The 16,901-nt window shown below is 68.2% G+C and carries 19 protein-coding genes; 13 read left to right on the top strand and 6 right to left on the bottom strand.

The window, feature by feature from the left end:
* Positions 1–12: 12 nt before the first annotated feature.
* Complete coding sequence (locus tag OHA18_RS11110; protein WP_329003900.1) at positions 13–567, bottom strand: hypothetical protein; 555 nt, start codon at positions 565–567, stop codon at positions 13–15.
* Positions 568–631: 64 nt separating this feature from the next.
* On the opposite strand from OHA18_RS11110, the gene OHA18_RS11105 reads away from it, so the two are divergent.
* The 6 genes from OHA18_RS11105 to OHA18_RS11080 all read left to right on the top strand — a co-directional run bounded on the left by OHA18_RS11105 (position 632) and on the right by OHA18_RS11080 (position 5,033).
* Entirely contained in the window at positions 632–1,096 is a 465-nt protein-coding gene (locus OHA18_RS11105) for a methyltransferase family protein (RefSeq protein ID WP_329003899.1), read from the top strand.
* 5 nt (positions 1,097–1,101) lie between these two features.
* Entirely contained in the window at positions 1,102–2,097 is a 996-nt protein-coding gene (locus OHA18_RS11100) for an aldo/keto reductase (protein ID WP_329003898.1), read from the top strand.
* A 71-nt stretch (positions 2,098–2,168) separates the two neighbouring features.
* Complete coding sequence (locus OHA18_RS11095) at positions 2,169–2,780, top strand: TetR family transcriptional regulator (protein WP_329003897.1); 612 nt, start codon at positions 2,169–2,171, stop codon at positions 2,778–2,780.
* On the top strand, positions 2,777–4,348 hold the full coding sequence (locus OHA18_RS11090; protein ID WP_329003896.1) for an MDR family MFS transporter: 1,572 nt from the start codon (positions 2,777–2,779) through the stop codon (positions 4,346–4,348). Before OHA18_RS11095 ends, OHA18_RS11090 begins: the two co-directional genes overlap by 4 nt.
* Before the next feature lie 110 nt (positions 4,349–4,458).
* Positions 4,459–4,740: a hypothetical protein gene (locus OHA18_RS11085; protein ID WP_329003895.1), complete on the top strand. Its 282-nt coding sequence runs from the start codon at positions 4,459–4,461 to the stop codon at positions 4,738–4,740.
* Positions 4,731–5,033, top strand: coding sequence for a thiamine-binding protein (locus OHA18_RS11080; protein WP_329003893.1), 303 nt, complete (start codon positions 4,731–4,733; stop codon positions 5,031–5,033). The genes OHA18_RS11085 and OHA18_RS11080 overlap by 10 nt, the downstream gene beginning before the upstream one ends.
* Before the next feature lie 178 nt (positions 5,034–5,211).
* Here OHA18_RS11080 and OHA18_RS11075 read toward each other — a convergent pair whose 3' ends face one another.
* Positions 5,212–5,952 (bottom strand): SDR family oxidoreductase, encoded by a 741-nt coding sequence (locus tag OHA18_RS11075; RefSeq protein ID WP_329003892.1) that lies wholly within the window; start codon positions 5,950–5,952, stop codon positions 5,212–5,214.
* A 99-nt stretch (positions 5,953–6,051) separates the two neighbouring features.
* Here OHA18_RS11075 and OHA18_RS11070 point away from each other — a divergent pair, with 99 nt between their 5' ends.
* The 5 genes from OHA18_RS11070 (at position 6,052) to OHA18_RS11050 (ending at position 11,839) form a co-directional block, all read left to right on the top strand.
* On the top strand, positions 6,052–6,918 hold the full coding sequence (locus tag OHA18_RS11070) for a helix-turn-helix transcriptional regulator (RefSeq protein WP_329003891.1): 867 nt from the start codon (positions 6,052–6,054) through the stop codon (positions 6,916–6,918).
* Positions 6,919–6,960: 42 nt separating this feature from the next.
* On the top strand, positions 6,961–8,226 hold the full coding sequence (locus OHA18_RS11065; protein ID WP_329003890.1) for a ThuA domain-containing protein: 1,266 nt from the start codon (positions 6,961–6,963) through the stop codon (positions 8,224–8,226).
* 21 nt (positions 8,227–8,247) lie between these two features.
* A complete protein-coding gene (locus tag OHA18_RS11060) occupies positions 8,248–9,321 on the top strand; it encodes a WD40/YVTN/BNR-like repeat-containing protein (protein ID WP_329003889.1) in 1,074 nt (357 codons plus the stop codon).
* Between the two features lie 63 nt (positions 9,322–9,384).
* Positions 9,385–10,197 carry an endonuclease/exonuclease/phosphatase family protein gene (locus OHA18_RS11055; protein ID WP_329003888.1) on the top strand — a complete coding sequence of 271 codons (813 nt, stop codon included), beginning with the start codon at positions 9,385–9,387 and terminating at the stop codon, positions 10,195–10,197.
* 247 nt (positions 10,198–10,444) lie between these two features.
* Positions 10,445–11,839, top strand: coding sequence for a C40 family peptidase (locus OHA18_RS11050; protein WP_329003886.1), 1,395 nt, complete (start codon positions 10,445–10,447; stop codon positions 11,837–11,839).
* 9 nt (positions 11,840–11,848) lie between these two features.
* On the opposite strand, the gene OHA18_RS11045 is transcribed toward OHA18_RS11050, so the two are convergent.
* From OHA18_RS11045 to OHA18_RS11035, 3 genes are read right to left on the bottom strand one after another with little or no spacing between them, the layout of a single operon-like run.
* Positions 11,849–12,556: an SDR family oxidoreductase gene (locus OHA18_RS11045; protein ID WP_329003884.1), complete on the bottom strand. Its 708-nt coding sequence runs from the start codon at positions 12,554–12,556 to the stop codon at positions 11,849–11,851.
* A 46-nt stretch (positions 12,557–12,602) separates the two neighbouring features.
* Positions 12,603–13,493, bottom strand: coding sequence for a LysR family transcriptional regulator (locus OHA18_RS11040; RefSeq protein WP_329003883.1), 891 nt, complete (start codon positions 13,491–13,493; stop codon positions 12,603–12,605).
* A gap of 13 nt (positions 13,494–13,506) precedes the next feature.
* Positions 13,507–14,469: a quinone oxidoreductase family protein gene (locus OHA18_RS11035; protein WP_329003882.1), complete on the bottom strand. Its 963-nt coding sequence runs from the start codon at positions 14,467–14,469 to the stop codon at positions 13,507–13,509.
* Between the two features lie 87 nt (positions 14,470–14,556).
* Between OHA18_RS11035 and OHA18_RS11030 the strand changes: the two genes are divergently transcribed.
* Positions 14,557–14,988 (top strand): MarR family winged helix-turn-helix transcriptional regulator, encoded by a 432-nt coding sequence (locus OHA18_RS11030; RefSeq protein ID WP_329003881.1) that lies wholly within the window; start codon positions 14,557–14,559, stop codon positions 14,986–14,988.
* Here the strand turns inward: OHA18_RS11030 and OHA18_RS11025 are convergent.
* Entirely contained in the window at positions 14,985–15,473 is a 489-nt protein-coding gene (locus OHA18_RS11025) for an inorganic diphosphatase (protein WP_329003880.1), read from the bottom strand. The two genes, OHA18_RS11030 and OHA18_RS11025, sit on opposite strands and share 4 nt — an antisense overlap.
* 50 nt (positions 15,474–15,523) lie before the next feature.
* Here OHA18_RS11025 and dacB point away from each other — a divergent pair, with 50 nt between their 5' ends.
* Positions 15,524–16,879, top strand: a complete 1,356-nt coding sequence (gene dacB / locus OHA18_RS11020; protein WP_329003878.1) for a D-alanyl-D-alanine carboxypeptidase/D-alanyl-D-alanine endopeptidase — start codon at positions 15,524–15,526, stop codon at positions 16,877–16,879.
* The last annotated feature ends 22 nt before the right edge of the window (positions 16,880–16,901 follow it).

The raw sequence follows: 16,901 nt of genomic DNA, 5'->3' as shown, positions 1-16,901 counted from the left end.
TTGTATATTTTCTTACCCGATCCGCTGCCTGACCACGGGGGTACCTGCGCTGGTCCGGAAGGCGGCGACCGGGATCGGGCCGCGGTGCAGGATGTGGGGGATGTCGGCCCAGGGGTAGAGGGGTTCGGTCGCGTTCAGGTTGCGGAGGCGGTGCAGCGCCCGCTCGGACGGGTCGGCGAGCGCGGCGGCGGCCTCGGCGGAGTACGGGATGAAGTCCTCGGGAGGCTGCGGGCGCTGTTCGGGGTCGTGGCGTTTGAGCAGGATGCACGTCGTGGCCGGGTCCAGGAGCTCGGCGTCGATGGTCCAGTAGTCGATCACGACCGGACCGATCCGGCCGGACTCCTGGAGCGCCTCGAAGATCGGGGCCGGGTGCACCGGCGACAGGAAGACCACGTCCGCCCAGGTGCAGTCCAGCGGGTACACCGGAGCGTTCACGCGGTGCGGGCGAGCGGCGTACTTCGCGAAGTGGCGTTCGTACAGGTCGGGGTAGTGCACGCGCAGCTGGTTGAGGGGCAGGATGTCGTCACCACGGACCTGACCTGCGGCTTTGTAGAGAAGAGTCGTCATACACAAAAGCCTCCGAACACGGGAACCGTGCCGGAGGCTGCCTATTAATTATAAGGGATTCCCGATGGTCAAAGCCATCCTTGGCAGTGCGGTGTTCTTCTTCGCGGCACCGTGCGTGGTGGGCGGCGTCCTGCCGTGGTGGATCAGCGGGTGGGCGGCGCCGGCGTTCTGGCCCGGCTTCGTGATCGTGGCGGCGGGCGCGTTCGTCGTACTGCGAGCCTTCGTCCGCTTCGTCCGGGAAGGCCGCGGTACGCCGGCCCCGGTCGCGCCGACCGAGGAGCTCGTGGTCGGCGGCGACTACCGCTTCGTCCGCAACCCGATGTACGTCGGTGTGGTGACCGCGATCTTCGGCCAGGCCCTGGTCTTCCTCGACTGGCGCGTGCTCGGGTACGGCGTGGTCGCGTGGGCCGTGATGGCGTCCTTCGTCCGCGCGTACGAGGAGCCTGTGCTGCGGGAGCGGTACGGGCAGCACTACGCGGAGTACTGCGAAAAAGTACCGGCGTGGATCCCGCGGTTCCGGATACGTTGATCCGCATGGACAAGCGCTTCCTCGGCCGGACAGGCCTCCAGGTCACCGAGCTCTGCCTCGGCACGATGACCTTCGGCAATGAGACGGACGAATCCACCGCCCACCGGATCATGGACGAGTACGTCGCCGCGGGCGGCACCATGATCGACACCGCCGACACGTACTCCGCCGGCTCCTCCGAGGAGATCATCGGCAGCTGGCTGAAGAACCAGAACCGCGACGACCTGGTGATCGCCACCAAGGTGTACGGCGAAGCCGGGCCCGGACTGCCCGTTCGCGGCGCCGGGCGCAAGCACATCCTGGCCGGCGTCGAGGACAGCCTCCGCCGGCTCCAGACCGACTTCATCGACCTGTACCAGATCCACGTCTTCGACGACGCGACCCCGCTCGAGGAGACGCTCAGCACCCTCGACGCCCTGGTGACCAGCGGCAAGGTCCGCTTCATCGGTGCGAGCAACCTGACCGGCTGGCAGTTGCAGAAGGCGATCGATCTCTCCCGCCGGCACGGCTGGGAGCCGTACGTCAGCCTGCAGCCGCTCTACAACCTTCTCGACCGCGATGCCGAGCTCGACCTGATCCCGGTCTGCCTCAACGAAGGCGCCGGCGTCATCGCCTGGAGCCCGCTGGCCGGCGGGTGGTTGTCCGGGAAGTACAGCAAGGACGCCGGCGGTCCGCCCGCGGGCAGCCGCAGCAACCAGGCCGACTGGGACTCCCACGACAACGACCGCACCTGGCGCGTCCTCGACGCGGTGCGGGCGGTGGCAGACGAAGTACGCCGTACGCCGGCCCAGGTGGCGCTGCGCTGGGTCGTGCAACGCCCGGGCCTGACTGCACCGATCATCGGCGCCCGCACTCCGGAGCAGCTCGCCGACAACCTTGGTGCGACCGGCTGGGCCCTCACCGACGAGCAGATGAACCGGCTGACCGAAGCCGCCGACCGCCCGCTGCCGTACCCGCACAACATCCTGCAACTGCCCCAGTTCGTCCGCCGTCCGAGCTGATATCTGCAGGAGTGCAAGTTTTCAGCATTAATAGTTTGCAGTGACTGCAAGTTTTTCTTACCCTCGATCAAGTGAGGTACGAGGGTGGGTTGCGGGAGCGCAAGAAGCTGCAGACGCGGGCGGCGCTGGCCGACGCCGCGCTGCGGCTGGCGCTGGAGAAGGGTCCGGACCACGTCACCGTCGAGGAGATCGCCGAGGCGGCGGACGTCTCGGTGCGGACCTTCTTCAACTACTTCCCGCACAAGGAGCACGCGATCCTCGGGCGCAATCCCGAGCACCTCGAGCGGGCGCTGGAGCGGATGCGGACCGCGCCCGCCGAGGAGTCGCCGCTGACCACGATGTGGTACGTCGTCCAGGACGTGCTGCACGACCTGGAGAGCGACGGCGAGCTGTCCCGCCGGGGTGAGCTGATCATGAGCTCCCCGACCCTGCTGTACCAGCTGATGCTGTCGAGCATCGACGACGAGCGGCAACTCACCGCCGCGCTGGCGGAGCGGATGGGCGAACCGGCCGGCTCCACCCGCCCGGCGCTGATCGTCAGCGCGGCCGGCGCCGCCTGCCGGGTGGCGATGGAGCTGCACAAGACCGCTCCCGGCCGCCCGGTCCTCGAGCTGGTCCGCGAAGGCTTCCAACTACTTGCCCAAGGCATCGATCCACTCTTCGACCCGAAAGGTCAGTCATGACGACGACGTCATCCACGCCGGATCCGGCGGCGGGTGAGGCCACCGCCACCGTTGCACTCACCCCGCGGCAGACCGTGCAGGCAATGTCCGGTCTGATGATGGGACTCTTCGTGGCCATCCTGGCCGGCACGATCGTGTCGACCGCGCTGCCGCGGATCATTCACGACCTGGGTGCGAGCCAGTCCTCGTACACCTGGGTCGTCACGCTCGAGTTGCTGACGATGACGGCCACGGTGCCGTTGTGGGGCAAACTGGCCGACCTCTACAACAACAAGCTGCTCGTCCAGTTGTCGCTGAGCTTTTTCGTGGTCGGTTCGCTGGTCGCGGGCTTCGCCCCGAACATCGAAGTACTGCTCGGCAGCCGGGTCCTGCAGGGCCTCGGCGGCGGCGGCCTGACCGCGCTCGTCCAGATCGTGATGGCGGCGATCATCCCGCCGCGCGAGCTCGGCCGGTACTCCGGCATCTTCGGCGCGATCTTCGCGTCGGCGACCGTCGGCGGACCGCTGCTCGGTGGCTTCCTGGTCGACTCGCCGCTCGGCTGGCGGGCCTGCTTCCTGGTCGGTGTGCCGTTCGTGCTGGCCGCGATCGTGCTGCTGCAGCGGACGCTGAAGCTGCCGACCGTACGGCGAGAAGTGAAGATCGACTGGTGGGGCGCGGTCCTGATCATGGGCGGCGTGAGCACGCTGCTGGTCTGGTCCTCGTTCGCCGGCAACAAGTTCGACTGGGTGTCCGGCTGGAGCTTCGGGCTGGTCGGGGTCGCGCTGGTCGTGCTGGTGGCCGCGGTGCTGGTCGAGCGCCGGCACCCCGAGCCGATCATCCCGATGGACCTGTTCCGCAACCGCACCGTGACGCTGTCGATCGTCGCCAGCGCGCTCGTCGGTGTGTCGATGTTCGGCGGCTCGGTGTTCCTGGCGCAGTACTTCCAGATTGCGCAGGGCTACTCGCCGACCAAGGCCGGCCTGATGAGCCTGCCGCTGATCATCGGCATGATGGTCGCGTCGACGATCGCCGGTGGGCTGATCACGAAGTACGGCAAGTGGAAGGTCTTCCTGGTCGTGGGCAGCGTGCTGCTGCCGATCGGGCTGGCGCTGTTCGGCACGATCGACGCGCACACCTCGAAGTACATGCTGTGGGGCTTCATGCTCGTGCTCGGCGTCGGCATCGGCCTGGTCATGCAGAACCTGGTCCTCGCCGCGCAGAACGACGTACCGGCCCGGGAGCTGGGCGCCGCCACCTCTGCGGTCAGCTTCTTCCGCAGCATGGGCGGCACCATCGGCGTCAGCGTCCTCGGCGCGATCCTCGCCAACAAGGTCACCGAGACGCTCAACCCGGGCGGAGCCTCGTCCGGCGGCGGCAACGCCGTACCGAACATCAAGGACCTCCCGGAGCAGGTCCGCACGGTTGTGGAGAACGCCTACGGCGACGCCACCGCCGACCTCTTCATGATGTCGGTCCCCTTCGCAATCCTCGCCGTGGTCGCCGTCCTCTTCATCAAGGAAAAACCCCTCCTCACCACCTCCGGCGCCGAACGCCGCGCCGCGGAGGAGCCTGACATCCAGGATGCGTGAGCGGGCTCGGTTGGAAGACCTCTTGTCGGGGCTGGTGGGTGAGCGGCTGATCGGGGTTCGGTACTCCGATATCCACAACTACAGCTCCGCGGCGAGAGTGTGGGACTACGGTGATTGGCACCACGCGGTCATGGGGGTCGAGTTATCGGGTCAGCGACGGTGAGCGGGTTGCGGACGGCTACGACGTCGACGTGCCGGTGAGCCTGCGGCTGGATTTCGGCGCAGGCCCCGGCGCGATCTGGTTCGTGTCCGCCATCCCGGATGTGTCCGAGCCCGACGACGCGTTCGTCAACGGTGACGAGATCATGGTTGTCTTCACCGCCGAGAAGATGCGGCGGCTCGGCTTTCCCGATGACGAGTTCGTCAGGCACAAGGAGACACCATGCTCGTAGCGTTCTCAGTTGCTCCTGCTGTTTCCACCCACGACGACGGATCGGTCTCGGACGCCGTCGCCGCGGCCATTCGCGTCGTCCGTGACTCGGGTCTGCCGAACCGGACCGACTCGATGTTCACCACGCTGGAAGGCGAGTGGGACGAGGTGATGGGCGTCGTGAAGCAGGCCGTGGACGCGGTTGTTGCTGTGTCGCCGCGGGTCAGTCTCGTGCTCAAGGCTGATATTCGGCCTGGGTACACCGGGCAGTTGACCGCCAAGGTCGAGCGGATCGAGCAGGCGTTGGCGGACTGAACCCGTCGGAGGAGCTGTGTCACCCGACCAACCACGCACCGCCGGACGGCCCGGGTGAGCTGGGCCGTTTGAGGGGTTGACCCCTGAGATTGCCGGTTGTCCGCCCTGGATGCGAGGTGTCAACCGACCATCTCGGGGGTCAACCCCTGAGACGGCCCGATGGGTCCGGGGCGTGTACTTAGTGGGGCTGGTTGAGGGCTGCTACTACGGACTCGTAGCGGTTTTCGCGTTCGGCGTGGCGGAGGAAGCGGACCCGGTCGACGAGGATCTCGGTCACGTCGGGCTGGTGTTGGAGGATGCTCATCGTCTCGTCGAGGTACTCGTCGAGCGGCATCGCGCGATCGTCGTTCTCCTGGTTCATCAGGGTGGTCTGCACGGCGGGCGGGACGACCTCGATGACCTGGATGCCGGTGTCCGCGAGCTGGATCCGCAGGCTCTGGGTGTAGCTGTGGATCGCGGCCTTGGTGGCGCTGTACGTCGGCGTGACCGTCAGCGGCACCGAGGCGAGCCCGGAGGAAACGGTCAGGATCACCGGGTCGCGCTGCTTCAGCAGGTACGGCGTGAACGTGGCGATCGTCCGGATCGTGCCGAGCAGGTTGATGTCGATGGTCTGCTCCGCGGTCGGGAGGTGACCGGGGTCGAGGAGGTCCTCGACCTGCATGATGCCGGCCATCGTGACGAGCACGTTGACGTCGTGGGTGCTGGTCACCTGCTCGAACGCGGCCGTGATCGAGGCCGGGTCGGCGACGTCGAGCTGGATGCCCTCGATACCGTCTTCGGCGGCGATCGTGTCGAGCAGGTCCTGACGCCGCCCGCTGATGATCACGGTGTTGCCGAGGTCGCGGAACCGCTTGGCGAGCTCGAGGCCGATCCCCGACGTACCGCCGGTCATGAAGATGGTGTTCCCAGTCGTTTTCATGGCTCCAGCCTGCGAGCTGATGCCGGCAGCAACCAGGCCGCAGTTAGCCACTGCTCCGCAAGCAGTGGCTAACTCCAGAACGCCGTGGACACTGGACTCATGGAGTACGCCGACCTGTCCGACTTCCTGCGCAAACGCCGGGAGGCCCTGCAACCCGAAGACGTGGGCATGCCCCGCGGGCGCAGGCGCCGTACCCCTGGTCTCCGCCGTGAGGAGGTCGCCGCGCTGGCGTCGATGTCGGCCGACTACTACAGCCGGCTCGAGGGCGGACGCGGTCCGCAGCCGTCGGTCGACATGCTGGGCGCGATCGCCCGCGCGCTCCGGCTGACGCTCGAGGAGCGCGACCACCTGTTCCTGCTGGCCGGCCACGGTACGCCGCCGCGGACGACGCGGGCGTGCCACGTCGACCCGGGCATGCTGCGGATCCTGGACCGGCTGCACGACACCCCCGCGATGCTGCTGAACCGGTGCGGCGAGGTGCTCGCGCAGACGCCGGCGCACGTCGCGTTCGCCGGCGAGCTGACGAACTTCCAGGGCATGGAGCGCAGCGAGGTCTACCGCTGGTTCGTGCATCCGGAGACCCGGGCGCTTTACGCCGAGCCCGAGCTGAGCACGCACAGCAAGCTGCTGGTCTCGATGCTGCGCACGGTCGCCACGATCGACGGCCCGAAGTCGTACGCCGCCTCGCTCGTGAAGGCGCTGCAGAAGCTGAGCCAGGAGTTCGTCGAGATCTGGGACGCGCACGAGGTCGTCGTCGCGCACAGTCAGACCAAGCGCTTCCGGCACCCGGTGGTCGGTGACCTCGAGCTGTACTGCGAGCTGATCGACAACCGGGACGGTCAGCAGACGCTGATCGTGTTCACCGCGGAACCGGGCAGCGAGAGCGCGGAGAAGTTGCAGTTGCTCAGCGTTCTGGGCAGTCAGGCGATGAACTCTGGACAGGGCTTTGATCGGGAGTTAATTTAAGTCCTGAAATTTCATAAGGTTCTGACGGAAAGGTCCGCCCCCATGCTTTCCGATCGATTTCGCCTGCCCGCCGTCCTGCTCGCCCTGGTGCTGCTGATCAGCGGGCTCACCTCCACCGCGATCGCCAAGGTCGAGGCGACCTTCAACGTGCTCGCGTTCTACAGCGGGACCTACGATGCCGCGCACATCGACTTCGAGAAGGAAGCCAACCAGCGCTTCCCGCAGTTCGGTGCGCAGTACGGGTTCTCGTACACCGCGACCAGCAACTGGGACCAGCTCAACAACTTGAGCGCATCGCAGTACCAGGTCGTCATGTTCCTCGACGACTCACCGCACTCCGATGCGCAGCGCAACGGGTTCAAGAACTACATGGACAACGGCGGCGCGTTCTTCGGCTTCCACGTGTCGGCGTACAACGACGCGAGTGGTGGCTGGCCTTGGTTCAACAACACGCTGCTCGGCACCGGCCGGTTCGTCTCGAACACCTGGGGACCGAGCGCGGTCACGCTGAAGGCCGAGAACCGTTCGCATCCGGCGCTGGTCAACACCGGCGCGACGTTCCAGTCGTCGGTGAGTGAGTGGTACAGCTGGCAGAACGACCTGCGGCAGAACCCGAACATCCAGGTGCTGGCCTCGATCGACCCATCGAGCTTCCCGGTTGGCAATCAGCAGGGCAACATCTGGACCTCCGGCTACTACCCGATCATCTGGACCAACAAGAACTACAAGATGATCTACGCGAACTTCGGCCACAACGCGATGAACTACGACACCAATACGAGGCTGTCGTCGACGTTCGACAGCCCGGCGCAGAACCAGTTCATGATGGACGCGCTCAAGTGGCTCGGTGGTGGCGGTACGACGCCGCCGGTCGACCAGCCGTCGCCGGCCGCGTGGTACCAGGTGGCGAACAAGGCCAACGGGAAGTGCGTCGACGCCCGCGCGGCCGGGGTCGCCAATGGCACCGTGATCCAGCAGTACAGCTGCAACGGCACGCAGGCGCAGCAGTTCCAGTTCCAGCCGACGTCCGGTGGATTCACGCGGGTCAACAACCACAACGACGCCACCAAGGTGATCGACGTGACCGGGGTGTCCGCCGCCGACAACGCCGGCCTGCAGCTGTGGACGTACAGCAACGGAAACAACCAGCAATGGCAGGCCGTGTCCGAAGGCAGCGGCTACTTCCACTTCGTCAGCCGCTTCAGCAACAAATGCCTGACGGTTCCGGGTGGTTCCACGGCCGACAGCACCCAACTCGTCCAACTCACCTGCAACGGAACTGCGGCGCAGTCCTTCAAGCTGACATGACCTGCGGTTAGATTGCGGCGCATGAGAATCCTGCGTGTGGCCGCCTTGGCGGCAGGAGGTCTGTTGTTGATGTCGTCCCAGGTCATCCCCGCCCAGGCGCACGGCGGATCGTCATACCGGTGGGAGCTGACGCCGACCGGAAGTACGGCGCAGTTCCGCGGGCTTGCGGCGGTCAGCAAGGACGTCGCCTGGGTGGGTGGGACCGAGGGGACGGTACTGCGGACCGTCGACGGCGGGAGGCACTGGCAGAACGTCAGCCCGCCCGGTGCGTCGGCGTTGCAGTTCCGCGATGTCGAGGCGTTCGACGCGCAGCGCGCCGTCGCGTTGTCGATCGGGAACGGCGAGGACTCCCGGGTCTACCGCACCGCCGACGGCGGAAAGACCTGGGCGGAAACGTTCCGGAACACGGACGCGAACGCGTTCTACGACTGCTTCGCCTTCAACGACGACAAGCACGGTCTGGCGATGAGCGACCCGGTGGACGGAAAGTTCCGGATCGCCGCGACGTCGGACGGCGGAAAGTCGTGGAAAGTGCAGCCGAACGGCGGAATGCCGGCCGCGCTGACCGGTGAATTCGCGTTCGCGGCGAGTGGGACCTGCCTGGTTGCCGGACCCGGTCGGACCGCGTGGTTCGCGACCGGTGGTGGCGACCGGCCGCGGGTGTTCCGGACGAACGACGGCGGCCGGCACTGGAAGGTCTCGGACTCCCCGATGGCCAGTGGCGCGGCGGCCGGAATCTTCAGCCTCGCGTTCCGGAACCCGCTGTTCGGCGTCGCGGTCGGCGGTGACTTCGAGAAGCCGACCGAGGCGGTGAAGGCGGCCTCGATCACGTACGACGGTGGTCGCACGTGGAAGCTGGTGCCCGCGGACAAGGCGCCGAAGGGATACCGCAGCGGGTCGCATTTCGTGCCGTGGTCGCCGTCGACGGTGGTCGCGGTCGGACCGTCCGGGAGCGACGTGAGCCTCGACGGCGGGCGCAGCTGGAAGCAGTTCTACGACGGCAGCTTCGACAGCGTCGAGTGCGCCGGCCTCGGTTCCCATGCAGGCTGCTGGGCCTCGGGCGCGAAGGGCGCAGTCGGCCGCCTCGTGCGCTGACGTTCAGACCGGCGACACACGCTCGTTGTGCGTGTGTCGCCGGTTTTCGGGAAGTATGGGTGCATGCGTAAATTGCTAACGGTCCTGGTGGGGTTCCTGATGGTGGTGCCGACCGTTGCCGCCGCGAAGCCTGACGCCGGGCGGCCGGAGCGGCCGCTGACGGTGATGACGTACAACATCCATCACGGCGCGGGGATCGACGGCGTCCTCGATCTCGAGCGGATCGCCGTCCTGATCGAGCAGTCCGGCGCCGACGTGATCGGTCTGCAGGAGGTCGACCGGCACTGGGACGTGCGGAGCAACTGGGTCGACCAGCCGGCCTGGTTCGCCCAGCGGCTCAACATGCACTACGCGTACGCCGCCAACCTCGACCTCCCGCCCGTCAACCCGGGGGAGCCGCGTCGCCAGTACGGGACCGCGATCCTGTCGAAGTACCCGATCAAGGACTTCACGAACACGTTGTTGCCGCTGTACCCGACCGGTGAGCAGCGTGGTCTCGCGGTGGCGAAGATCAAGGTCCGCGGCGCCGACCTGCGGTTCGCGAACACGCACCTGACCAGCAACAACAACGCCGAGCGGCTGGAGCAGGCGCAGAAGGTGGTCGAGCTGCTCGGGAAGTCCAAGACCCCGACGCTGCTGGTCGGCGACCTGAACGCGACGCCGGAGGCGCCGGAGATCAAGACCCTGACCGCCGTGTACGACGACACGTGGACCGAGGTCGGCGTCGGCCCGGGTTACACCATCGAGGCGGGCAACCCGACGAAGCGGATCGACTTCCAGCTGCACAGCGCGGGCCTGCGCCCGGTCAAGGCCGCCGTACCGGTCACGCCGGCCTCGGACCACCTCCCGGTGGTCGCTACGTTCGCCCTCCGCTGAACCCCTGACGCGTCACAAAACGCCCTCCGGCTTCGGCCGGAGGGCGTTTTTGCGCGCCCACCTGGGGATACGCGGAATTACAAGCTTGTAGTTTGTCAAGTCGACACACGGGTGAAACAAAGTTACTTGTGTGAATGCTGTTCCCAATGGGGCTGTAGGCAACTAGTGTCACGTATGTGGTCCAGGAGGACCAAAAGTTCACGAACCCTGGGGAAGGGGTTCGTGACCGGCGGAAGGAACGATCCCGATGCGGACGCCCCTCAGGGCCACGTCCGGCGGACGGGTCGGGAGCACTGGGAAGACCGGTAGGGCACTGCTCTCCGGGGTGCTCGCGATCTGTCTGGCCGGCACGATGGCCGTACAGCCCCTTGCGGCCGACGCCGCCAAGCCGAAGCCACCGGTGATCCCGTCCAAGGCCGCGGTCGAGCGGGCCAAGCAGGCCGCCGCCTCGAAGGCAGGCCAGGTGGCCGCCATCGAGCGCCAGCTGGCCGCGGCGAACGCGCGGCTCGAGCAGCTCGGTGTCCAGTCGGGGATCGCCGACGAGGCGTACAACGGCGCCGTCTACCGGCTCCAGCAGGCCAAGGCCGAGGCGACCGCCGCCGCGGCCCGGGCGACCGAGGCGGAGAAGACACTCGCCACGCAGCGGGCGCAGATCGGCCGGTTCGCCGCGGCGTCATACCAGGGTGGTGGCGATGTGGCGAAGATCGCGCCGCTGTTCACCGCGAACGGTCCGCAGGATCTGCTCGACTCCGCCGGCGCGGCGCGCTCGGTGTCGGCCGCGATGCAGGGTTCGTACCTGCGGTTCTCGGCGACCCAGGTGATGACCAACCTGTTCAAGGTGCAGGCCGACCAGGCGGTCGTGAAGGTGAAGAAGGCGACCGACGAGGCGGCCAAGGCGAAGCAGGCCGCCGAGGACGCGGAGGCCGCCCAGTCCGCGGCCGTGACCGCGATCGGGGTGCAGCGCACGCAGTCGATCGCGCAGCTCGCCGTACTGCAGAACACCTCGGTGAAGGTGGCCGCGCAGCGGCAGCGGGGGCTCGAGGAGCTTGCGCGGCAACGAGCCGCTGCTCTCGCTGCGAAGAAGGCCGCCGAGCTGAAGCGCCGGATCGCCGCCCGCGAGGCGGCCGAGCGGCGCGCCGAGGCGGCCGAGCGGGCCCGCGAGGAGAAGGAAGCGCGGGAAGAGGCGAAGAAGAACCACGGCAAGAAGCCGGCGAAGCACAAGCCGTCCTCGCCGGGGCGTAACGACGACGACAACGGCGGCGGGCGCAGCTCGGGCGGCGACGCGCGGGACGCGATCAACTTCGCGCTGAAGCAACTCGGCGACATGTACCTGTGGGGCGCGACCGGGCCGTCCCGGTGGGACTGCTCCGGACTGGTGATGGGTGCCTGGGAGCGCGCCGGGGTCCAGCTGCCGCACTACAGCGCGGCGCAGTACGAGCAGATCCGGCACATCAACGAGGACGACCTGCGACCGGGCGACCTGATCTTCTGGGCCACCAACCCGAACGACCCGGGCACCATCCACCACGTCGCGATGTACATCGGCAACGGGCAGATGGTGCACGCGCCGCGGACCGGCAAGCCGGTGCAGATCGCCAGCGTCTACTACTGGATCCCGCCGAACTTCTTCGGGCGTCCCTGACCTGTTTGTCTAGACGAGCCGGTGTCCGCCGTCGGCGTGGAGAACGGTGCCGGTGATGAAACCATTGCGCAGCAGGGCGATGATGGCGGCCGCGATGTCCTGGGTGCGGCCGATCCGGCCGACCGGGAGGCGGGCCGCCATCGCGGCCAGGGTGGCGGGCGCCGCGTCGCCGGCGACGTCCTGCCAGATCGGGGTGTCGACCCAGCCGGGGGACACCACGTTGACCCGGATCGGCGCGAGCTCGACCGCGAGTGCCGCGGCCAGCGACGCCAGTGCGCCGTTGAGTGCCGCGAGCAACGATGCGCGCGGCCCGGGGCGGTACGCCGCGATGCCCGAGGTGAACACGATCGAGCCCCCGGGTTCGAGTACGGACGCGCCGTGCTTGGCGAGCAGCAACGGCCCGAGCAGCTTGGAGTCGACCGCGGAGCGCGCCGCCTCCACGTCGTACTCGCTGATCGGCTGGTAGGCGCCGCCCACGTCCGCGGCGGTGGTGACGATGTGGCTCACCTTGCCGGTGGTCGCGAAGAGGCGCTCGATGTCCTGCTCGACTCCGATGTCCATGGCAACGGCGTGTACGCCGAGCTCCCGGCGTACACGGTCAAGCTTTTCAGGTGAGCGGCCGGCGATGGTGACTTCGCTGCCTTGGGCAACGAGTTCCGTTGCGAGGGCGTGTCCCATGCCCGAGCTGCCGCCGACGATCACTACGTGTTCCTGCACTGAATCTCCTTCGGTGGTTGACGTTTCGAGCCAACCACTGCCGGCGTCAGTCCACCACGACTTGTTGGCTAACGATCGTTAGGCCGGGGCTAACGGTCATTGCCTGGAGCACCGGGTTGTTCGAGTCGGTGCGCCAGATGGCGGCGTACCGGGCGATCAGCGGGCGGCCTTCGATCGGTCGCCAGACGACGTCCGGGGTCGCGGCGCGGCGGGAGCCGAGACTGATCGCGGACCGGCGGACGAGCAGCGCCGAGCGGAGCTGCGAGTGGCTCATGCTGATCTCGCTCAGCTGTACGCCGGGGCCGAGCCGGCTGAGCATGTCGTCGTGGAACTCCGGCGCCGCGGCCCGCGGGATCCAGATCAGCTCGAGGCCGGTCAGGTCGTCGAGGGTGAGCTCGGGGCGCGCGGCGAGCGGATGGGTCGCGGTCAGCAGTACGCCGAGCTCCTCGGCCGCGAGGTGTTCGGAAGTGATTGCCGGAGGCAACGTTAGCGGGGTGCGGACCAGGCCGAGGTCGATCTCGCCGGCGGTGAGCATCCGGAGCTGGTCGGTGGTGGTGCCGGCCTCGAGGGTGACCGTGCTGTTCGGGAAGCGTTCGGTGGCGAGTTGTTCGAGGGCGGCCGGGAGCCAGCCCGGAATGCCGTTCAGCAGGCCGAGCCGGAGCACCGGTTCGTCCAGGCCGGCGGCCCGGCGCGTGTCCTTCAGCGCCAGGCCGGCCGCCTGGATGGTCTCCCGGGCGCGGGCCAGGAACACCCGGCCGGCCGGGGTCAGCTCGACACCGCGGCTGTGCCGGATCAGCAGCGTGGTGCCGACCTCGCGTTCGAGCTGCTTGATCTGCTGGCTCAGGGTCGGGGTGGAGATGTACAGCCGTTCCGCGGCCTTGCCGAAATGGAGCTCCTCGGCGACGCCCACGAAGTACCGCATCTGCCGAAGCTCCACCCGGCGATCTTATTCACGGGAGGGCGATCAGGCGCCCGAGATTCTCGCGGGCGTCGAGGGTTTCGTGGATGCGGGCGACGTCGGCGAGTGGGTGGGTGGCGTGGACGATCGGGCGGAGCTCGCCGGACTGCCAGCGGCGGGTGACCTCGGCGATGTCGGCGCGCGCCTCGTCCGGGCGGGCCTGCTGCCAGCCGTAGAGGGAGACGCCGGTGAGGCTCCGGAGTTGGAGGCCGAGCACCGGGACGGCCGGGACCTCGGTGGTGATGGCGCCATACGAAACCATCGTGCCGAGCGGTTTGACCAGGTCGAGGCCCTGGGTGAAGACCGTGCCGCCGACCGCGTCCAGGACGGTGTCGACGCCGTCCGGGGCCAGGGCGCGGACCTTCGCCGGCCAGTCCGGGTCGGTGAGGTCGACGGGTTCGGCGCCGAGGTCCCGGATGAAGTCGAGTTTCTTCGGGCTGGACGCCGTACCGATGATCGTCCTGGGGTCGTAGAAGCGGGCCAGTTGGGTGGCGAGGTGGCCGATGGTGCCGGCCGCGGACTGGATCAGGACGGTGCCGCCGGCCGGGATCCGGCCGGACTCGAGCACCCGGAGGGCGAGCGGGGCGGTCAGCGACATCATCGTGGCTTCCCCGGCGTCGGCGTCGTCGGGGATCGGGGCGAGGAAGCCGGCGTCCGCGACCGTGTAGTCGGCGAAGGCGTCGACAGTGAGTGCGGAGACGCGCTGGCCGACGGCGACGCCGGGCGGGGTGTCCGGGCCGAGCTTGACGATGCGGCCGACGACGTCGCCGGTGAGCGTGCCGGGGAGTGGGCGGTCCCAGGGCGAGCCGCCGCGACGGAGTACGGCGTCGATGGCGTTCGCGCCGATCGCCTCGGCCTGGATCAGGACCTGGCCGGAGCCGGGTTCGGGTACGGCGACCTCCTCGAGCTGCAGGACGTCGGGGCCGCCGTGGCGGTGGAAGCGCACTGCGCGCATTGTGGGTGCTCCATATCGTGGGATCTAGAAATAATGGGAGATGCCCACGATATAGGTACGGGTCGGCCTTGCCAATAGAGTGGCGGCGTGAAGAAGTCGGCGACGCATCGGCTGTCCGACCGCGTGCTGTGGGCGCTGGGGCGGGCGAACATGCAGTCCCAGCGGCTGGTCCGGCAGCACATGACGGAGGCCGGTGTCCGGACGCAGCACTACCACGTGCTGGCCAGCCTGGCCGACGACGGCGAGGCGGCTCAGGCGACCCTGGCCGACCGCATCGGCTTCGATCGCAGCGATCTGGTGACCCTGCTCGACGAGCTCGAGGAGCTGAAGTTGCTGGCCCGGCGGGTCGACCCGGCCGACCGGCGCCGCAAGATCGTGGCCATCACGCCGGCCGGCGAGAAGCAGCTGGCCTCGATGGACCAGCTCATCTACGCCGCCGAGGCGGACCTGCTGGAGCCGTTGACGGCGACGGAGCGCAAGACCCTGCTGGCGCTCCTGTCGCGGCTGTCAGCTGATTAGTGGCCTTCGGTCTTGAGGCGCTCGAAGGAGGCCCGGACCTCGGCCTCGGCGTCGGCGCGGCCGACCCAGCTGGCGCCTTCGACCGACTTGCCGGGCTCGAGGTCCTTGTAGACCTCGAAGAAGTGCTGGATCTCGAGCCGGTCGAACTCCGGCACGTGGTGGATGTCGCGCAGGTGCTCCTGGCGCGGGTCGCCGGCCGGGACGCAGAGGACCTTGTCGTCCGGGCCCTTCTCGTCGGTCATCCGGAACATGCCGATCGCCCGGGCCTTGATCAGGCAGCCGGGGAAGGTCGGCTCGGTCAGCAGCACGAGGGCGTCCAGCGGATCGCCGTCCTGGCCGAGGGTGTCCTCGATGAACCCGTAGTCGGACGGGTACTGAGTGGCCGTGAACAGGGTGCGGTCCAGGCGCAGCCGGTTCGTTTTGTGGTCCAGCTCGTACTTGTTGCGGGTGCCCTTGGGGATCTCGATGAAGACGTCGAACTCCATACGGCAGATACTGTCACGGTTCCGACCGACCGAATGACAGGAGCAGCCCGGTGGCTCGACCTGCCCGTGCGGCATTCGTCACGCTGCTGACCACGGCCCTGTGCTCGACACTGTGCACCGGTCTGGTGAGCAGCGCACGCGCCGTACCCGCATCAGTGCAGACCACCCAGCAGGCTCCGGCGGTCCTGGCACCGGCAACCACCGAGGGTGTCGCGCCGACCGCGGCCGGCGTCGGCAAGGCGCTCGCCGCCGTCCTCAAGGACCCGTCACTCGGCCCGCACCACGGTGTCTACGTGTACGACGCCTCGCGCGGCAAGCCGGTGTTCTCGGTCGGTGCGGCCACGCCGTACACGCCTGCGTCGACGTTGAAGCTCCTCACGACGGTCTCGGCGCTGTCGACTCTCGGACCGGACCACACGTTCGCCACCAAGGTCGTGAGCGCCGGCAAGGGCTCGATCGTGCTGGTCGGCGGCGGTGACCCGCTGCTCGCGGTGAAGCCCGCGGCCGACTACCCGACCCGCGCGACGCTACAGACCCTGGCAGCTAGTACTGCGAAGGCCTTGAAGGCGCAGGGCATCACCCGGGTCACCCTCGGGTACGACGCCTCTCTGTTCACTGGTCCGGCGGCCAACGCGCACTGGGAAGCCAACTACCTGCCCGAGGGGATCGCCGCGCCCACGACGGCACTGTGGGTGAACGAGGGCCGCATCTCACCAGGAATGGCGAAGCGGGCGACCTTGCCGGCCCTGGCTGCCGCCACCTCGTTCTCGAAGTTGCTGAGCACGAACGGGATCACAGTGGCCGCGACCAAGGCCGCAACGGCTCCGGCGCAGGCAGCTCCGATCGCGCAGGTGAAGTCGCCGACGCTCGGGCAGATCGTCGAGTACATCAACCAGCACAGCGACAACGACGGTGCCGAGGTGCTGCTGCGCCAGGTCGGCATCGCGACCGGCAACGGCGGCTCGTACGTCGGCGGGGTCAAGGGTGTGCGCGCAACGCTCACCAAACTCGGTCTGGACGTCAGCAAGGCCACTATCTACGACGGCAGCGGTCTGACTCGGGCGAACAAGGTCCCGCTCGCCCTGCTCGCCGGTGCGGTCCAGGTGGCGGCCTCCAAAGACCACCCGGAGCTACGGCACCTCCTGACCGGCCTTCCGATCGCCGGCTTCAACGGGAGCCTCCGGGAGCGTTTCACCACCGCAGGCACTGGCACAGGGACCGGACTGGTCCATGCGAAGACCGGGACGCTCACCGGTGTCCACAGCCTGGCCGGGTACGCCCGTGACCGTTCCGGAACGCTGCTGGTGTTCGCGGTCGCCAGCGACAGCGTCCCGGTCCCGAAGACCCTGGATGCCCGCGCGGCACTGGACCGGACCACGGCGGCCCTGGCCAACTGCGGCTGCTGAAACGGCGGCGCATGTTGGGACA

This window comes from Kribbella sp. NBC_00709, assembly GCF_036226565.1.
Classification (GTDB): Bacteria; Actinomycetota; Actinomycetes; order Propionibacteriales; family Kribbellaceae; genus Kribbella.
Note: the sequence above shows the minus strand (reverse complement) of the source record. Positions and strands in the feature narration are given on the sequence as shown.

What these genes read in the sequence shown, in the direction of transcription:
- OHA18_RS11110 (WP_329003900.1), bottom strand. Translation starts at nt 567, where the DNA reads ATGACGACTCTTCTCTACAAAGCCGCAGGTCAGGTCCGTGGTGACGAC.
- OHA18_RS11105 (WP_329003899.1), top strand. Translation starts at nt 632, where the DNA reads ATGGTCAAAGCCATCCTTGGCAGTGCGGTGTTCTTCTTCGCGGCACCG.
- OHA18_RS11100 (WP_329003898.1), top strand. Translation starts at nt 1,102, where the DNA reads ATGGACAAGCGCTTCCTCGGCCGGACAGGCCTCCAGGTCACCGAGCTC.
- OHA18_RS11090 (WP_329003896.1), top strand. Translation starts at nt 2,777, where the DNA reads ATGACGACGACGTCATCCACGCCGGATCCGGCGGCGGGTGAGGCCACC.
- OHA18_RS11080 (WP_329003893.1), top strand. Translation starts at nt 4,731, where the DNA reads ATGCTCGTAGCGTTCTCAGTTGCTCCTGCTGTTTCCACCCACGACGAC.
- OHA18_RS11075 (WP_329003892.1), bottom strand. Translation starts at nt 5,952, where the DNA reads ATGAAAACGACTGGGAACACCATCTTCATGACCGGCGGTACGTCGGGG.
- OHA18_RS11070 (WP_329003891.1), top strand. Translation starts at nt 6,052, where the DNA reads ATGGAGTACGCCGACCTGTCCGACTTCCTGCGCAAACGCCGGGAGGCC.
- OHA18_RS11065 (WP_329003890.1), top strand. Translation starts at nt 6,961, where the DNA reads ATGCTTTCCGATCGATTTCGCCTGCCCGCCGTCCTGCTCGCCCTGGTG.
- OHA18_RS11060 (WP_329003889.1), top strand. Translation starts at nt 8,248, where the DNA reads ATGAGAATCCTGCGTGTGGCCGCCTTGGCGGCAGGAGGTCTGTTGTTG.
- OHA18_RS11055 (WP_329003888.1), top strand. Translation starts at nt 9,385, where the DNA reads ATGCGTAAATTGCTAACGGTCCTGGTGGGGTTCCTGATGGTGGTGCCG.
- OHA18_RS11050 (WP_329003886.1), top strand. Translation starts at nt 10,445, where the DNA reads ATGCGGACGCCCCTCAGGGCCACGTCCGGCGGACGGGTCGGGAGCACT.
- OHA18_RS11035 (WP_329003882.1), bottom strand. Translation starts at nt 14,469, where the DNA reads ATGCGCGCAGTGCGCTTCCACCGCCACGGCGGCCCCGACGTCCTGCAG.
- OHA18_RS11025 (WP_329003880.1), bottom strand. Translation starts at nt 15,473, where the DNA reads ATGGAGTTCGACGTCTTCATCGAGATCCCCAAGGGCACCCGCAACAAG.